The organism is Actinomadura sp. 9N407, assembly GCF_044326315.1.
GTDB lineage: Bacteria > Actinomycetota > Actinomycetes > Streptosporangiales > Streptosporangiaceae > Spirillospora.
Map to the genome: position 1 here is coordinate 281,043 of NZ_JBIRAW010000004.1, position 16,098 is coordinate 297,140.

At 72.8% G+C, this 16,098-nt stretch carries 14 protein-coding genes; 4 read left to right on the forward strand and 10 right to left on the reverse strand.

Annotated elements, in window-relative coordinates:
- Nucleotides 1–37: 37 nt before the first annotated feature.
- The gene (locus ACH34Q_RS08975) at nt 38–328 is read right to left on the reverse strand and encodes a hypothetical protein (RefSeq protein WP_395982319.1); all 291 of its coding nucleotides are present in this window, start codon (nt 326–328) and stop codon (nt 38–40) included.
- A 100-nt stretch (nt 329–428) separates the two neighbouring features.
- The gene (locus ACH34Q_RS08980) at nt 429–881 is read right to left on the reverse strand and encodes a carboxymuconolactone decarboxylase family protein (RefSeq protein ID WP_395982320.1); all 453 of its coding nucleotides are present in this window, start codon (nt 879–881) and stop codon (nt 429–431) included.
- A gap of 157 nt (nt 882–1,038) precedes the next feature.
- On the opposite strand from ACH34Q_RS08980, the gene ACH34Q_RS08985 reads away from it, so the two are divergent.
- Nucleotides 1,039–3,912 (forward strand): BTAD domain-containing putative transcriptional regulator, encoded by a 2,874-nt coding sequence (locus tag ACH34Q_RS08985; RefSeq protein ID WP_395982321.1) that lies wholly within the window; start codon nt 1,039–1,041, stop codon nt 3,910–3,912.
- On the opposite strand, the gene ACH34Q_RS08990 is transcribed toward ACH34Q_RS08985, so the two are convergent.
- Entirely contained in the window at nt 3,883–5,976 is a 2,094-nt protein-coding gene (locus ACH34Q_RS08990; protein ID WP_395982322.1) for a RecQ family ATP-dependent DNA helicase, read from the reverse strand. The two genes, ACH34Q_RS08985 and ACH34Q_RS08990, sit on opposite strands and share 30 nt — an antisense overlap.
- A gap of 139 nt (nt 5,977–6,115) precedes the next feature.
- Between ACH34Q_RS08990 and ACH34Q_RS08995 the strand changes: the two genes are divergently transcribed.
- From ACH34Q_RS08995 to ACH34Q_RS09005, 3 genes are all read left to right on the forward strand, one after another.
- Nucleotides 6,116–7,501, forward strand: a complete 1,386-nt coding sequence (locus tag ACH34Q_RS08995) for a threonine/serine exporter ThrE family protein (protein WP_395982323.1) — start codon at nt 6,116–6,118, stop codon at nt 7,499–7,501.
- 77 nt (nt 7,502–7,578) lie between these two features.
- Complete coding sequence (locus tag ACH34Q_RS09000; RefSeq protein ID WP_395982324.1) at nt 7,579–7,905, forward strand: hypothetical protein; 327 nt, start codon at nt 7,579–7,581, stop codon at nt 7,903–7,905.
- 28 nt (nt 7,906–7,933) lie between these two features.
- Nucleotides 7,934–9,040, forward strand: a complete 1,107-nt coding sequence (locus ACH34Q_RS09005; protein ID WP_395982325.1) for a DUF6745 domain-containing protein — start codon at nt 7,934–7,936, stop codon at nt 9,038–9,040.
- Between the two features lie 81 nt (nt 9,041–9,121).
- On the opposite strand, the gene ACH34Q_RS09010 is transcribed toward ACH34Q_RS09005, so the two are convergent.
- From ACH34Q_RS09010 to ACH34Q_RS09040, 7 genes are all read right to left on the reverse strand, one after another.
- Nucleotides 9,122–10,009: an STM4011 family radical SAM protein gene (locus ACH34Q_RS09010; protein ID WP_395982326.1), complete on the reverse strand. Its 888-nt coding sequence runs from the start codon at nt 10,007–10,009 to the stop codon at nt 9,122–9,124.
- Nucleotides 10,009–11,295, reverse strand: a complete 1,287-nt coding sequence (locus tag ACH34Q_RS09015) for an STM4012 family radical SAM protein (RefSeq protein ID WP_395982327.1) — start codon at nt 11,293–11,295, stop codon at nt 10,009–10,011. The genes ACH34Q_RS09010 and ACH34Q_RS09015 overlap by 1 nt, the downstream gene beginning before the upstream one ends.
- Nucleotides 11,292–12,083 (reverse strand): STM4013/SEN3800 family hydrolase, encoded by a 792-nt coding sequence (locus ACH34Q_RS09020; protein ID WP_395982328.1) that lies wholly within the window; start codon nt 12,081–12,083, stop codon nt 11,292–11,294. The genes ACH34Q_RS09015 and ACH34Q_RS09020 overlap by 4 nt, the downstream gene beginning before the upstream one ends.
- Nucleotides 12,080–13,162: an STM4014 family protein gene (locus ACH34Q_RS09025; RefSeq protein WP_395982329.1), complete on the reverse strand. Its 1,083-nt coding sequence runs from the start codon at nt 13,160–13,162 to the stop codon at nt 12,080–12,082. The genes ACH34Q_RS09020 and ACH34Q_RS09025 overlap by 4 nt, the downstream gene beginning before the upstream one ends.
- Entirely contained in the window at nt 13,159–14,100 is a 942-nt protein-coding gene (locus ACH34Q_RS09030; protein WP_395982330.1) for an STM4015 family protein, read from the reverse strand. Before ACH34Q_RS09030 ends, ACH34Q_RS09025 begins: the two co-directional genes overlap by 4 nt.
- Nucleotides 14,101–14,124: 24 nt before the next feature.
- The gene (locus ACH34Q_RS09035) at nt 14,125–15,051 is read right to left on the reverse strand and encodes an STM4015 family protein (protein WP_395982331.1); all 927 of its coding nucleotides are present in this window, start codon (nt 15,049–15,051) and stop codon (nt 14,125–14,127) included.
- A gap of 82 nt (nt 15,052–15,133) precedes the next feature.
- Complete coding sequence (locus tag ACH34Q_RS09040; protein ID WP_395982332.1) at nt 15,134–16,072, reverse strand: STM4015 family protein; 939 nt, start codon at nt 16,070–16,072, stop codon at nt 15,134–15,136.
- Between the last annotated feature and the right edge of the window lie 26 nt (nt 16,073–16,098).

Genomic DNA, 16,098 nt, shown 5'->3' on the forward strand with positions numbered 1-16,098 from the left:
TCCGTCGTTCCGCCACTTCCGCTCAGCGCTCGTCGCCTCAGCGCTCGTCGACGATGTGGCCGTTCAGAGCGGTGCCGTCCCGGGTGAGGGCCATCGTCAGCGGCGCCTCCGGCAAGGCGGGGACGGCGGCGAGCGCGGCGCCCATCTGCCCGGCCGTCTCCCAGTGCCAGGTGTCGGTGTACGTGCCGTCCTCGAGCCGGACCAGCACGGCGCGGGTGAGCCCGGGGTGCCCCTCCCGGACGGTCGCGATCAGTGAGCTCCGGCGGGCCAGGAACTCCTCCAGGTCGGCGCCGGCGACGGAGTAGCGGTGCGATCGGACGACGGACATGTCGGTACCTCCTGTACGTAGGGCCGGACCTGCACGTAGGGCCGGACCAGCACGTGGGCCCGGGCCTGTACGTGGGCCCGGGCCTGTACGTGGATCGGGCCTACCAGCTGCCGGCGGTCTGCCGGATCGGGGCGTTGAGGCGGTTGAAGAGGTTGGAGGTGGCGATCATCAGCAGGATCGAGGCCAGCTGCTGCTCGTCGAAGTGGTCGGCGGCGTTGTCCCAGACCTTGTCGGGGACGGCGTCGGCGCGGTCGGCCAGCCGGGTCGCGGCCTCGGCCAGCTCCAGGGCGGCCCGCTCGGCATCGGTGTAGTACGGCGTCTCGCGCCAGGCGATGACCAGGCCGATGCGGTCGTCGCTCTCGCCGAGCTTGCGCAGGTTCTTCAGGCCGGCGTCGACGCAGAAGCTGCAGCCGTTGATCTGGCTGACCCGCAGGTGGATCATCTCCATCAGCTCCTGCGGCAGACCCTGGGACTGGGCGGCCGTCATCAGCTCCATGATCGGCTTCATCGCGGCGGGGATGATCGTGGCGGGGTTCTTCATCCGGGCTTCCATGGCGTTTCCTCCGCGTCTCAGGTGTTCGGGTGTTCCGTGTCTCGGGTGTTCCGTGTCTCGGGTGTTCCGTGTTCGGTTCGTGTGAGATCAGGTTGGATGCCCGGATTGATAGATTCGCTATGCGCGTGCGATGTGCCGCCTATCGCCGCATATCGGAATGCCTATCGGGGGGACGATGCTGCGCTTCACCTTGCTCGGACCCGTCCAGATGACCGTCGACGGCGAGCCGATGGCGGGCATCGCCCCACGTCACCGGGCCGTACTGGCCCACCTCCTGCTCAATGCCGGCCGGGTGATCAGCATCGACCGGCTGATCGACGCGATGTGGGGCTACGACCGGCCCGACACCGCCCGATCGCAGATCCACGCCTCGATCACCGCGATCCGCAAGGTACTGCGCGGTGCGGGAGCCGTGGGGCTGCTGGAGACCCGTGCCGGCGGCTACGTCGCGCGGCCGGAGCCCGGACAGGTGGACGCGCAGGAGTTCACCGAACTGGTGGCCGCCGGAAAGCTGCGCGAGGCCCTGGATCTGTGGCGAGGCGAAGCCTTGGAGGACGTGCACGCGCATTACGTCACCGGCGTGCGGGAGCTCTGGAACGACCGGCGGCTGTCGGCGTACGAGCGCCTGGTGGAGGGCGACCTCGCCGCCGGGCGGCACGGCGATCTGCTCGACGGGCTCGCCGCCCAGGTGACCGCGAATCCGCTGCGCGAGAAGCTCAACGGGCACCTCGTCCTGGCCCTGCACCGGGCGGGACGGCAGGCCGACGCCCTGGCCGCGGCGCGTTCGTACCGGACGGCCCTCGCGGACGAGCAGGGCCTCGACCCCGGACACGCCTTCACCGAACTGGAACGGGCGGTCCTGGCGGACGATCCCGCCCTGCGCCTGGCCGACGCCGCACCGGTGGTCTCCGGCCCGCCGCTCCGCCCGACCTTCCTACCTAACGACATTCCCGACTTCTCCGGCCGGACCGCCGAGCTCGAGCGGCTCCTGGACGAGGACCGCAGGCCGGCGGTCGTCACGATCGACGGCATGGCCGGGATCGGCAAGACCGCGCTCGCCGTGCACGTGGCCCACCGGCTGGCCGCCCGCCATCCGGACGGCCGGCTCTTCATCGACCTGCAGGCCCACACCGCGGGCCGGGAGCCGATCGACGCCGCCGCCGCGCTGGAATCCCTCCTCCGCCTGCTCGGGGTGCCCGCCGACCGCATCCCGGTCACGCCGGCCGAGCGCGGTGCCCTCTGGCGCGCCGAGCTGGCCGATCGCCGCGTCCTCGTCGTCCTGGACAACGCCCTCGACGCCGAGCACGTGCGCCCCCTGCTGCCGGGGCACTCCGGCACCCTCGTCCTGATCACCAGCAGGCGGCGGCTCGTCGACCTGGACGGCGCCCACGCGCTGTCGGTGGACGTGCTGGGCGAGGACGACGCCGCCGGACTATTCGAGCGGATCGTGGGCGAGCGCGCCCGCCAGGAGCCGGACGCCGTACGCGAGGCGCTGCGGCTGTGCGGGTACCTCCCGCTCGCCATCCGGATCTCGGCCGCCCGCCTCCAGCACCGCCCGCGCTGGACCGTGGCCTACCTGGCGGATCGGCTGCGGGACCACCGCCGGCTCCTGGACGGGGTGTCGGCGGCCTTCGCCCTGTCCTACGAGCAGCTCGGCGCCGGGGAGCAGCGCATGTTCCGCCTGCTCGGGCCGGCGCCCGGCCGCGACATCGATCCGTACGGCGCGGCGGCCCTGGCGGGGATCCCGGAGGACGAGGCGGAGGATCTCCTCGAAGGCCTCCTCGACGCCCACATGCTGCTGCAGCTCGAGCCGGGCCGGTACACCTTCCACGACCTGCTCCGCGAGCACGCCCGCTCGATCGCCGAGGACGACGGCGCCGTCCTGCGGCTGCTCACCTACTACCTGCACCGCTCGCGCGCGGCGATCGACCGGCTGTTCCCGCACAGCGTCGGGCAGCGGGAGGGCATCCCCCAGCCGCCCACCCCGATCGCACCCGTCCGCGACGCCGCGGAGGCGCTCGCCTGGCTCGACGCCGAGCGCTCCAACATCATCGCGACCGCCGTCCACGGACCCGAGATCTGCCTGGGCATGCTGGCCCTGGCGATGCGCCCCTACCTCGACGCGCAGGCGCACCACGACGACGCGCTCACGCTGCACACCCTCGCGCTCCAGCGCAGCCGCAGGCTCGGCCACCACGAGTTCGAGAAGGGGGCGCTCTCCGACCTGGCGTGGACCTACTGGCGGCTCGGCGAGTACGAGCGGGCGGAGGAGCACGCTCACCAGGCCCTCGACGCCTGCGAGGAGGCTTTCGAACGGGCCCGGGCACTGCTCACCCTAGGGAACGTGGCTCTGCGCCGCCGCCAGGACGGGCAGGCGGAGCAGTACCTCAAGCAGGCACTCGACCTCACCCGGATCGGCGCCGACACCTGGGGCGAGGCCCACGTGCTCGGCATCCTCGCCCTCGTCCTCGACCGGGCCGACCGTCCGGACGAGGCCCGCCGCCACCTGGACCTGGCGCTGGCGCTCCACCGCAAGGTGGGCAACCCGGCCGGGGAGGCGGCGATCCTCAACCACCTCGGCGTCGTCCTCCGGCACCAGGGCGAGCTCGCTCAGGCGCGCACCCGCCACGAGCAGGCCGCGGCCCTCTACCGCACGCTCGGCAACACCACCGACGAGGCGGCCGCGCTCAACGGGCTGGCCGAGGCGGCGGGCGACTCGGCTCGGGCGGTCGAGCAGCACACGGCAGCGCTCGCGCTCGCCGACCTGACCCGCAACCGGCCGGAGCAGGCCCGCGCCCACGATGGACTGGCACGCTCCCACCTCGCACTCGGGGACTCGGAGCGGGCTCGCGAGCATGGGCGGCCGGCCCTCGACCTGTACGAGGAGCTCGGTGTCCCGGAGGCCGCGGAGGTCCGCACCTTCCTCGAACGTGCCGGCCTCGAACCTGCCGGCCTCGAACCTGCCGGCCTCGAACGCGCCAGCCTCGAACGTGCCGGGGCGTCAGGTGGTCACGGCCAGGACCAGCGGTAGGACGGACGGCGCGCCGGCCTCGCGGAGGATCCGGGTGGCCACCGTCATGGTCCAGCCGGTCTCGATCCGGTCGTCGACGAGCAGGACCGGGCCGCCCGCGTCGCGTACGGCGGCCGCGACGTCGTCGGGCAGGGTCAGCGCGTGCCACACCGACCGCAGCCGCTGGGCGCTGTTGTGGCGGCGCGGCACCGGCTCCCCCAGCGGGACGATCTCGCCCAGGTACGGCAGCCGCCCGATCTCCGCGAGCCGCCGCCCCAGACCGCCGACGAGCCGCGGCCGGGTACGCGAGCCGATCGTCACGACACCGGCGGGACGGGCGGGCCAGTCCCACGCGGCCATGACCTTGACCACGGCGTCGAACATCTCGGCCGGGATCTCGGTGTCGGGACCGGCCAGCAGCTCGCGCAGCCGGTTGCCCCAGCCGATGTCGGTGAGCCGCCCGAGCGCGCGGCCCGTCTCGGCCATCTGACCTGCGGCGATGCGGCCGGAGACGCCGGGGTCGTCCTTGACGCCGGTGGGCCACATCCGGCGCGGGGTGACGTCGACGCCGGGACGGCGCAGCCGCTCGCGGGCCTGGGCGGTGCCGGTGTCGGACACGTCGGCGGGCCAGTGCCGGCCGGTGCAGTTGTCGCAGCGGCCGCAGGGCTCGGCCGCGGGATCGTCGAGCTGGCGGCGCAGGAACTCCTCGCGGCAGCCCTCGTAGGCCAGGTAGTCGAGCATGGCGCGCTGCTCGCGGGCGCGCTCGCCGGCGACCCGCTCGTAGCGTTCGCGGTCGTACGCCCAGTCCTGCCCGGTGGCGGTCCAGCCGCCCTTGACCCGGCGGACGGCGCCGTCGACGTCGAGGACCTTGAGCATCATCTCCAGCCGCGCCCGGCCCAGGTCGACGCGCGGCTCCAGGGCACCGGTCGACAGCGGGCGGCCGGCCTCCTCCAGGACGTCGAGGGTGGCCCGTACGACCGGCTCGGGCGGGAAGGCCAGGCTGGCGAAGTAGGCCCAGATGTCGCGGTCCTCCACGCCGGGAAGCAGGATCACCTCGGCACGGTCGACGCCGCGGCCCGCGCGGCCGATCTGCTGGTAGTAGGCCACCGGCGACTGCGGCGCGCCCACATGGACGATGAAGCCGAGGTCGGGCTTGTCGAAGCCCATCCCCAGGGCGCTGGTCGCGACCAGCGCCTTCAGCTTGTTGTCGAGCAGGTCGCGCTCGGCCTGGAGCCGCTCGGCGGGCTCGGTCTGGCCGGAGTACGACGCCACCTCGTAGCCGCGCTCGCGCAGGTAGCCGGCGATCTCGTGGGCGGCGGCGACGGTCAGCGTGTAGATGATGCCCGAGCCGGGCAGCGCGTCCAGGTGCTCGCCGAGCCAGGCGATCCGGCGCTCGGCCTCGGGCAGCCGGACGACGGCCAGGTGCAGCGAGTCGCGTTCGAGCGCGCCGCGCAGCACCAGCGCGTCGTCGGCGGCCAGCTGCTCGGCGACGTCCTGGGTGACGCGGGCGTTGGCGGTCGCGGTGGTGGCCAGCACCGGAACGCCCGGCGGCAGCTCGGCCAGCAGGGTGCGCAGCCGCCGGTAGTCGGGCCGGAAGTCGTGGCCCCAGTCGGAGATGCAGTGCGCCTCGTCCACCACGACCAGGCCCGCCCCGGCGGCCAGCTTGGGCAGCACCAGATCGCGGAAGTCGGGGTTGTTGAGCCGCTCGGGGCTGACCAGCAGCACATCGACCTCGCCGGCCTCGACCTCGGCGAAGACCCGCTCCCAGTCCTCGGTGTTGGCGGAGTTGATCGTCCGGGCGGCGATCCCGGCCCGCTCGGCGGCCTCGATCTGGTTGCGCATCAGCGCCAGCAGCGGCGACACGATCACCGTCGGCCCGGCGCCGCGCTCGCGCAGCAGCCGGGTCGCCACGAAGTAGACCGCGGACTTGCCCCAGCCGGTGCGCTGCACCACCAGGGCCCGGCGCCGCTCCACGACCAGTGCGTGGATCGCCGTCCACTGGTCGTCGCGCAGCCGCGCCCCCTCCCCGGCCAGTGCCCGCAGGCAGCGTTCGGCGTCGTCGCGCAGGTTCTCCGGTGTGCTCACCCGTCCTTGCTACCAGCCCCGGACGACAGCCCGCGCCCGAACGCGCTTCTGTGGACAACGCCAGCCCTACTGTGGGCTTAAGCATGATCGCTTGAGGGGTACTCTTCCGGACGGATCAGTGGGGAAACGGGCGGAGGACATGGCACCGGTCATGGGGCGGGCGGCGGAACGCCTGCGGCAGACGTGGCACACCCTGATGGAGGGCGCCCCACCCGAACCGCCCGAAGACGAGCCCAGCGAGATCGTCAACGCCCGGACCATCGACCTCGTGCTGCGCGTCGGTGAGCTCCTGCTGGCCAGCGGCGAGTCCACCGAGCGGGTGAACGAGGCGATGCTCGGCATCGCGGTCGCCTACGAGCTGCCCCGCTGCGAGGTCCAGGTCTCCTTCACCAGCCTGCTCGTCTCGGCGCATCCGGGCGGCGGCGCGCTGCCGGTCACCGGTGCCCGCGCGATCCGGCGCCGCACCCCCGCGTACTGGCGCCTCACCGCCCTGCACCAGCTCGTCCAGGACGCCTCGATCGGCATGCTGGAGCAGGAGGAGGCGCTGGAGCGGCTCAACGAGATCAAGCGCGGCCGCGCCCCGTACCCGCCCTGGCTGCTGGTGGTCTCGTTCGGCCTGATCTCCGCCTCCGCCGCCATCCTGGTCGGCGGCGGGCCGCTGATCGCGCTGACCGCCTTCGTGTCCACGATGCTCGGCGATCGCGCCGCGGCCGCGCTGGCCCGCCGCGGCATGGCCGAGTTCTTCCAGCTGCTGGTGGCCTCGGCGATCGCCGCCACGGCCGCCGTCACGGTGGTGGCGCTGGGCAACCCCGGCGAGGCCTCCAGCGTGGTCACCGGCGCCATCCTCGCGCTGCTGCCGGGGCGCCCGCTGGTGGCGAGCATCCAGGACGGCATCACCGGCGACCTGGTCAGCGCGGGCGCCCGGCTGCTGGAGGTCTTCTTCATCATCGCCGCGATCGTGGCCGGCCTGGGCATGGTCGTGTACGTGGCAGTCCGGCTGAACGTCGATGTCAGTGTCGACCATCTGCCGCAGGCCCCGGCCCTTTTCGCGCCGATCCCCATCCTCGCGGCTGCGGCGGTGTCGCTGGCGTTCGCGGTGTCCCTGGCCGCCCCCAGGAAGGTGCTGTTCGCCGCGGCGGTGGGCGGCGCGCTGATCTGGACCATGTACGTGGTGCTGCGGAGCTGGAACGTGACCCCCGTTCTCGGCTCGGCCATCGCGGCCATCATCATCGGCCTGCTGGCCAGCATGCTGGCCCGCCGCCGGCACGCCCCCGTGCTGCCCTACGTCGTCCCGTCCATCGCCCCGCTGCTGCCGGGGACGCTGCTGTACCGGGGCCTGGTCGAGCTCAACACCGGCGACCCGCAGGAGGGCATGCTCAGCCTGATCGGGGCCCTGTCGGTCGCGCTCGCGCTCGGCGCCGGGGTCAATCTCGGCGGCGAACTCGTCCGCGCCTTCCAGCGCGTCGGCTTCGGCGGTTCCGGCCGCTGGGCCCGTCCCGCCGCCCGCCGGACCCGCGGCTACTGACCCGCCGATCCGCCACGGCGACTGTTCCTTCCTTCCGCCACGGCGAAATGTCGGTGGGGGCAGGTACGTTGCGGCGCATGTACCGACAGGGAGACATTCTCGTCCTGCCCGTCCCCGAGGAGGACGTGCCGCAGGCCGTGCGCGATCAGCCCGCCGCGCCGCGCGACGGCCGGGGGCGCATGGTGCTCGCGCTGGGCGAGGCCACCGGCCACGCCCACGCGATCAGCTCGCCGGGCACGCTGCTGAGCGACGGCGACCCGAGCACGCCCGACCACCTGCACCTGCCGTCGGGCGGGCGGCTCGTGCATGAGGAGCACGCCGAGATCGTGCTGCCCAAGGGCTGGTTCCGGGTGATCCGGCAGCGCGAGTACGTGCCGGGCTCGGTCCGCGTCGTGGCGGACTGATCCGATGACGACTCCTACGACCACTCCGATGACCGCACGCGCCGACATCGTCCTCGGCTGGCAGGCGGCCGCGTTCGCCTCCGGCCCGACCGGTCCCGAGGAGCGCGAGCGCGCCGAGGCCGGGGTCCGCACGGCCTACGCCGCCGCCGGTCTCGCGGCACCCGAGCAGATCGTCTGGGTCCCCTCGCCCGTGTACGGGGCGTTCGCCGCCGCGCTGATCGGCGGCCACCGGGAGGCTCTGGAGGGCGCGGACCTGGGCGAGTACGTGGAGCCGGTCCTGGCGCTGTTCGATCCCGGCGAGGCGGGCGCGAGCGTCCGCGACGCCGTGCGCACCGTCGCGTGGGAACGCACCCGCACGGCCATCGCCGAGGAATTGGGGCCGGAGCTGTGGGCGCGCACCTGGGCCGAGACGGGCGGCCGGCTCTGGGGGCCCGTCAGCGACCTGGTCGCGCGTATCAGGCAGGGCATCGGCGACCTGGCGGGGGACGACTTCCCGACCTCGTCCCTGCTGCGCGCCGCGACCCTCGACGCCGTGCTCGGCCAGCACGACGCCCCTTTCCTGTCCCTGGCCGACACGCTGGGCCGGCTCGACGGCGCCCCGGCCGGGATGGCCGCGGTCGCGCGGGCGGCGGGCTGGTGGTGGCCGTACGAGCGGATCGCGATCGTCTCCGAGCGGCCGCTCGACCTGCACCGCGACGAGCCGGGGCGGCTGCACCGGGGCGACGGCCCCGCCCTCGGCTACGCCGACGGGTTCGCCCTGCACGCCTGGCGCGGCATGCCGATGCCCGCCGGGTTCATCGCGTCGCTGACCGACCTGTCACTGGAGCGGATCCGCGCCGAGGAGAACGCCGAGCAGCGCCGGGTCATGCTGGAGATCTACGGCTATGACCGCTACCTGGCCGAATCCGGAGCCACGCCCAGGCAGCGCGACAGCACCGGGGTGCTCTGGCAGATCGACATGCCCGGGGACGAGCCGATCCTCATGGTCGAGGTGGTCAACTCCACCCCCGAGCCGGACGGCACCTCCCGTACCTACTACCTGCGGGTCCCGCCCACCACGCAGACCGCGCGGCAGGGCGTCGCCTGGACGTTCGGGCTGGAAGCGCGCGACTACCAGCCGGAACGGCAGACCTGACAGCGCCCGGGACCGGCGCAACCGAGACCGGCCGGGCCCGTCCCGGCCCGCATGGAGCGGGTGTCTCCCGATGGCACTTCCCTAACCATCAGGGGACATCCGCTCCATGCTTTTCCACACGGGGCTTCTCCACACGGGGATGCGCTCCAGAACGCCGCCCGCGAACACGTCGTACAGGCCGAGCGGCTCCAGGTGGACATAGCCGATGTGGCAGTCGCACACGTCGAGGGGGCACGGCCGGGGCCGGAGGGCCGTACGGAACGTCCCGTCATAGAGGTTGCCCAGGACCGCCGGGACGAAGTGGCAGCGCCGTACCGTCCCCTCGCCGTCCACGGAGATGACCGTCTCGCCCGTACGGCAGGGCAGTCCCTTGCTCGGATGCGGGTCGCGGCTGTGACCGAAGAGGGGGTCGAGCTCCGTCCATTCGGCGGCCTCGGCATCGGTGTAGGTACGGCCCTCTGCCGCGTTCACCCACAGGTAGACCTCGGACGGCAGTTCCTCGCGCAGGCGGCGGGCGGCGCCCAGATGTTCCGGCTGCCCGACGACGCCCACGCTGAACCGCACACCGCGCGCGGCGAGGTCGCGGCACTTGCCGAGGAACCGCTCGTACGGGACCTGACCCGGGTGGTACGTGGCCCACAGCGCCAGCCGGGAGAGGTCGGCGTCGGCGGTCCAGTCGATCCGGTGGCTCAGATTGGTCTGGATCGCGACGCGTTCGACCTGGGGAAGGTGGCTGAGGTCCACGAGGGCTCGCCGGTACCAGGAACGTACGAGGCCCTCGCCCCACGGCGTGAACAGCACGGATACGCTGTGCTCCTGCTCGCGGACCCAGCCGGTGAAGCGCTCCAGGGCGGCCCGGTCGGCGCGCAGCTGCTCGGGCGTGTCGCGCCTCTTGGCGAACGGGCAGTACGGGCAGTCGTAGTCGCAGCTCTCGAGCGGCCCCCGGTAGAGGATCGTCAGATGCTCCATCAGCGGGCCTCGTAGGCGTCCATCAGCGCACGGACGCGCGGCGAGAAGAGGGCGGGGCCGATGGCGTCGGAGTGGGCGAGCCCTTCGGGGGTGAGCCGGATGACCGACTCGTCCTGCTGGAGCCAGCCCCTGTCCGCGTAGGGCGTCAGATCGAAGTCGTCGGCGGCGTCGGCACCGAAGCGTTCCTTGTAGCCGACCCGGTCGACCCCGCTGACCTGGAGCAGTGACTGGATCAGATGGCGCCGGCGGCGTTCGGCGGCGTCCAGCGCGAACCCGACGCGGGCGGTCGTGAAGTCGGTCTCGCGGACGTAGTCGTCGATGATCGCGCGCACCTGGCCCGCCCCCACCGCGTACTCGAACGAGTAGTGCAGCTCGGAGGTGTAGGAGCGGGCGCCGCAGCCGAGCCCCACCATCCCGTCGGTCTGGCAGCAGTACTCCGTCCCGGAGGCACCGCTGCCCGGGAGGCGGAACATGCGCATGGAGACCTGCTCGTAGCCCCGCGCGAGGAGATGGTCGCGGCCGATGCGGTACAGCTCCAGGCGCTGATCGTCCCAGTCCCGGACGGTCTGGGCGCGGCGGCCGAGACCGGTGAGGGGCCGTACGTACAGGGGGTAGAGGTACAGCTCCTCGGGGCGCCAGGCGAGGGCGGCGTCCAGGGAGTGCAGCCAGGTGGCGGGGGTCTGGCCGTCGATGCCGTAGATGAGGTCGATGTTGAGCGTCGGGAATCCGGCGGCGCGGATGCGGTCGAGGGCGGCCTCGACCTCGGCGCGCTTCTGGGGGCGTACGGCGGCGCGGGCCTCGGCGTCGACGAAGCTCTGCACGCCGATGGAGATCCGGGTGGCGCCGCGGTCGGCGAGGACGGCGAGGCGGTCGGCGGTGGCGGTGGCCGGGGACGTCTCCACGCCGAGCGGGATCGAGCCGAGGGCGCCGAAGCGGCCGGCGATGTCGCAGAGCCGTTCCAGCTCGTCCGGGTTCAGGTAGGTCGGGGTGCCCCCGCCGAACGCGGCCGTCGCGAACGTGGCGTCCCCGAGCGCGTCCTGCGCGGCGGCGGCCTGGCGTTCGAGGGTGTCGAGGTAGGCGCCGGTCAGCTCCTCGGGCGCGCCCGTACGGGTGAAGAGGTTGCAGAACCCGCAGCGCATCTCGCAGAACGGGATGTGCACGTAGAGGAAGAGCGCGTCGCGTTCCTCCTTGGCCCACACGTCGTGCAGCGAGGGGCGCGGATCGAGGGGGCGGTAGGCCGTCTTGTGCGGGTATGCGTAGACGTAGCTCTCGTAGGGTCCGGTCATGTCAGCGTGAACTCCCCGTACGGAACGGTCCAGACGGCCTCGTGGCCGATCCGGTGCCCGGTATGGCCGTCCTCGCCGTACGCGGTCCCGTGATCGGAGCAGACGATCACGAAGGACGGGCGGCGCATCAGGGCGAACAGCGCGCCCAGATGCCGGTCGATGTGGCGGAGCGCGGCGGCGTGGCTCTCCCGGGTGTCGCCGTGCTCGCGGGTGGCGCCGTCCAGGTAGAACCAGTTGGGCTGGTGCAGGGCGGACACGTTCAGCAGGAGGAACAGGCGCCGGCCGTCCGGCTGCCGGGCCACGATCTCGGCCACCCGGGCGATCTGGTTCTCCAGCGAGGCGGGGTCGGTCACGCCGAACTCCGGCTCCCAGTGGCTCTCGGCGAACATGCCCGGGAGGACGGACCCGAGCGGTGTGCGCTTGTTGAAGAAGCCCACGCCGCCGACGCAGACCGTGTGGTAGCCGATCGCGGTGAGGGCGGTGGGGATGTCGGCGGCGTCGTACGTCCAGGTGCCGGGCGCGGTCGTCTCGCTGCCGGGGAAGCGGCCCGCGAACAGGCGCGGGTGCGGCCCCGGGCTGGCGGGCGTCGGGAGGAAACCGGCCAGCATCGCGGCGTGCGCGGCGAACGTGAAGCTCCCGGGCGTGTGCCGCTTCTGCCAGCGGCCGTCCGGGAGCAGCCCGGCGAGCGTCGGGGTCTCGCCGGCGGCGGCGAGTTCGGCGGCCACGTCGTAGCGCAAGGTGTCGAGTGTCACCAGCAGCAGATCATGGCCGCCGATGATCTCGTTCATGTCGTACATGTGGCTTGATTCCTCCGCAGGGCGGCTCTGACCTGGGCAGTGTGGGTGTCCAACCCATCGGCGCCGGATCCGGGCAATCCGGTCAGGCCGGGCAGTAGATCACCGAAGGCGTTGACCTCGCCGACCGCGCACCCGCGCCAGCCGAGTCGGACGAGGAGATCGACACCGACCATGGGACTGCCGGGAAAGCAGGCCGCCGCCTGCGCGCACACGTCGAGCGCTCGCCGCCAGCCGTCCTCCCCCATGGCCTGCCGGACGGCGCCCAGATCGCCGCGCGCCCCGCCCAGGTGCAGGTTGGTCATGGGCGAACGGCTCGTACGGACGACCGCGTGCGTCGGCTCCCCCGCGATGACGACCACGCGCAGGTCCAGGACGCGGCCGTCGAGCGCGACCTTGGGCAGCCAGCGCTCGACGTGCAGGCCGTCCGGGGCGAGCGCGCCGATGAGGTGCTCCACCTCGGGCCCGGTCTCGTACGTCCGGACGCGCAGCGAGTTGACGTAGCCCGCGCCGGCACGCGCGGCGGACGTGGTCGCCCTGATCCGGCCGGGCGCGGTCTGCAACGCCACGACACCGGAAGCGGACGAGCCGTGCGCGGGCTTGACGAACACGCGGTGCATCCGCGTCTCCGCCATGCGTTCGCGCAGCTCGGCGTACGACGACACGGGCGGCAGGGCCTCCGGTACGGGGACACCGGCGGCCGACAGGAGGGCATGGCAGCGCCGCTTGTCGAACATCACCGCGACTTCGTCCACGTCCCCGAGCAGCCGCGCGCCCGACCGGGACGCAGCCGCCGCGACCCGTTCCAGACCGGCGGTGAACGAGGCGTACCATCGCGCCCCGCCGCCCACCCGGGCCGGATCGCCGGGGCCGCGCAGCATCGCGTCGACCTCGGCGTCCTCGCCCGGCGAGTCGGCGCGGACCAGCGAGCCCGGCGCGATCTCGGGCGCGGTGCCGCGCAGCACGTCCCGCCAGGCGATCACCTGTGGCGCGGCCAGACCGGCCGACCGGCACGCGGCCGCGAAGAGGTCCGCCCGCCGGTCCCCCGGCGTCCCGACGACGGCGAATCTCATTCGGCGAGCGCGACGTACATCGAGGTCGTCCAGTCGGTCCCGTCCCACTCCGCCTCGCCCTGGTGCTCGCCGAGATCGACCTCGACGCCGGGAAGCGCGGCACGGAGCCGCTCCATCATCGGCTCGGACAGGTAGTGGTGGTGGAGGTCGAGGCTCGTCAGGTGGGTCAGCGGCTGCCCCGCCAGCAGCAGCTCGGCCCCCCGGTCGGTGAGCACCCCCAGGCTGAGGTCCAGCGACTCCAGCCGGGCCACGACCGGGGCGGACGCGATCCCCTCGGCGATCTCGTCCTGGAGATCGCTGTTGCACAGGCCGAGCCGGCGGAGCGCCGGAAACCGGACCCCCTCCAGGAACGGCACGACGTCCTCATAGTCCGCGTCGCCGCCGTACATCTGGTCGCCCAGCCACAGGTCGAGGTGTTCGAGGACGGGCAGGTCGCTGGCGGCCACCGCCCGCACCACCTCGACGGGCAGCCCGCCCGACTCGAACCGCAGCACCTTCAGGCGCTCGCTCCGGAACGGGCTCAGCGCCAGGCCCGCGCTCCCGCGCACGTCCAGCCGTTCCAGGCCCGGAAGGGCCTCGACCAGCGGAGTGATGTCCTCGTGCGGGATCCAGGAGACGTGGTACTCCTCGTCCACGATCTCGCCCAGGAACAGCGACCGCAGGTTCGGAAAGCGGTCCGCGGCCTCGACCAGCGTCCGCGCGCCGAGCCCGGCGACGTCGTCCCAGCCCCAGAAGCCGATCACCAGGGCGGTGACCTGGCTGGTGTCGACGGCGTCCATGAAGCGCGCGAACAGGTCGGGGTACCGCTCGTCCCCCCAGTCGCCGCGTACGGCCCAGGCGACGTCCGCTGCGGGCGGGAGCGGTTCGTCCGGCTCGGTCTCGGGCGTGAAGTTCACCAGCGGCAGTCCGGCGAACTCGGTCAGGTAGTCATCGTTCATGGTGTCTTCCAAGTGGGGGGACGGTCATTCCGCGACGTAGATGTAGCGCTGGTCGGCACGCGCCGGCCGCCGCGGCTCACGCAGGTCGATCTCGACGCCCGGCAGCGCGGCACGGAGGCGTTCCACCATCGGCTCGCCCAGGTAGTGATGGTGCAGGTCGAGCCGCTGGAGATGGGTGAGCGGCTGCCCGGACAGCAGCGCCTCCGCGCCGGCGTCGCCGAACACGCCCTTGGCCAGGCTCAGCGACTCCAACCGCGCCACGACCGGCGCGCCCGCCAGCGCCACCGCGATCTCCTCGCTGATCTCGCTGTTCTCCAGGCCCAGATGCCGCAGCGCCGGCAGCCGCTCGCCGCCGAGGATCTCCGCGAGATCGGGCACCGCGGTGTCGCCGTCGTAGGACCGGGAACCGAGCCACAGGTCCAGGCGCTCCAACGCGGGCAGCTCGCAGCCGGCCACGGTACGGACGATCTGCGGCGGCAGCCCGCCGGACTCGAACCGCAGCACCTTCAGGGCCTCGCTGCGGAACGGCCGCAACTCCAGGCCCGCGCCGCCGCGCACGTCCAGCCGCTCCAGCCCGGGGAACTGCAGCAGCAGCGGGGTGATGTCGCCATGCTCGATCCAGGAGATCTCCTGCTGCTCCATCACGATGTCACCGAAGAACAGCGCCCGCAGCGCCGGGAACCGGTCCGCGGCCTTGATCAGCAGGTCCGGCGGGTACGGGTCGCCCGCGTCGAGCGTGACCGTCCAGCAGCCGATGACCAGATGGGTGACGCGCTCGGTGTCGACGGCGCCGAGGAACTCCTCGAAGAGCACGCCGAAGTGCCCCTCCTCGTCCTCGTCGATCGTCAGCCGCCAGGCCACCTCGCCGGCGGCGGGAAGATCGGCCGCGGCGCCGAGGAACTCCCTGACCGGCAGGCCGTCGAAGTCGGTCAGATGCTCGTGGATCGTCATGGGTCCCCGTTCGAGTGATCGTCGGGAACCGTCCTACCAGCCACCGCTGATCCGCCGCCGTTGAACCGGGACATTTCCATACTCACTCGGACACCGCGACGTACCGCCACTCCTCCCCGTCGTCCTCGTCGGGCTCCTCCTGGCCCTCCAGGTCGATCCCGACGCCGGGAAGGGCCGCGCGGACGCGTTCCATCATCGGCTCGCTCAAGTAGTGATGGTGCAGGTCGAGCCGCTGGAGATGGGTGAGCGGCTGGCCCGACAGCAGCGCCTCGGCGCCGGTGTCGGTCAGGGTCCCCATGGCCAGGCTCAGCGACTCCAGCCGCGCCACGACCGGCGCGCCCGCGACCGCCGCCGCGATCTCGTCCTGGATCTCGCTGTTCTCCAGGCCCAGCCGCCGCAGCGCCGGCAGCCGGGCGCCGCCCAGGATCCCGGCGAGGTCCTCGGCCCGCGCGTCCCCGCCGTACTCCGTGGCGCCGAGCCACAGGTCGAGATGCTCCAGATGGGGCAGCTCGCCGTCGCCGACCGCCCGTACGACCTCACTGGGAAGCCCGCCGGCCTCGAAGCGCAGCGTCTTCAGGACATCGCTCTTGAACGGGCGCAGCACCAGCCCCGTGCCGCCGCGTACCTCCAGGTGCGCCAAGCGGGGGAACGCCTCGAGCAGCGGGGTGACGTCGGACTGCTCGATCCAGGAGATCTCCGACTCCTCGGCGACGATGTCGCCGAGGAACAGCGCCTCCAGGTTGGGCAGGCGCCCCATCGCGGCCACGAGCGGCTCGACCGGGTCGACGGTGCCATTGTCGTACGAGGCGCCCCAGTAGCCGATGGTCAGATCCGTCACCTCGGCGGACTCCACCGCGTCCAGGAAGCGCGCGAAGATCTCGTCGAATGCCGTGCCTTCGAACCCGGTCCGGATCCGCCAGGCGGCCCGGGCCTCGCTCCCCGGTTCGATCGTGCCCTGTTCAGCGTCGAAGCCGACGACCGGTTTCCCCGCGAACGACGTGAGGTTCTGATGTACACCCATGGGGCGCATTCCTATCAGCCGCCCGG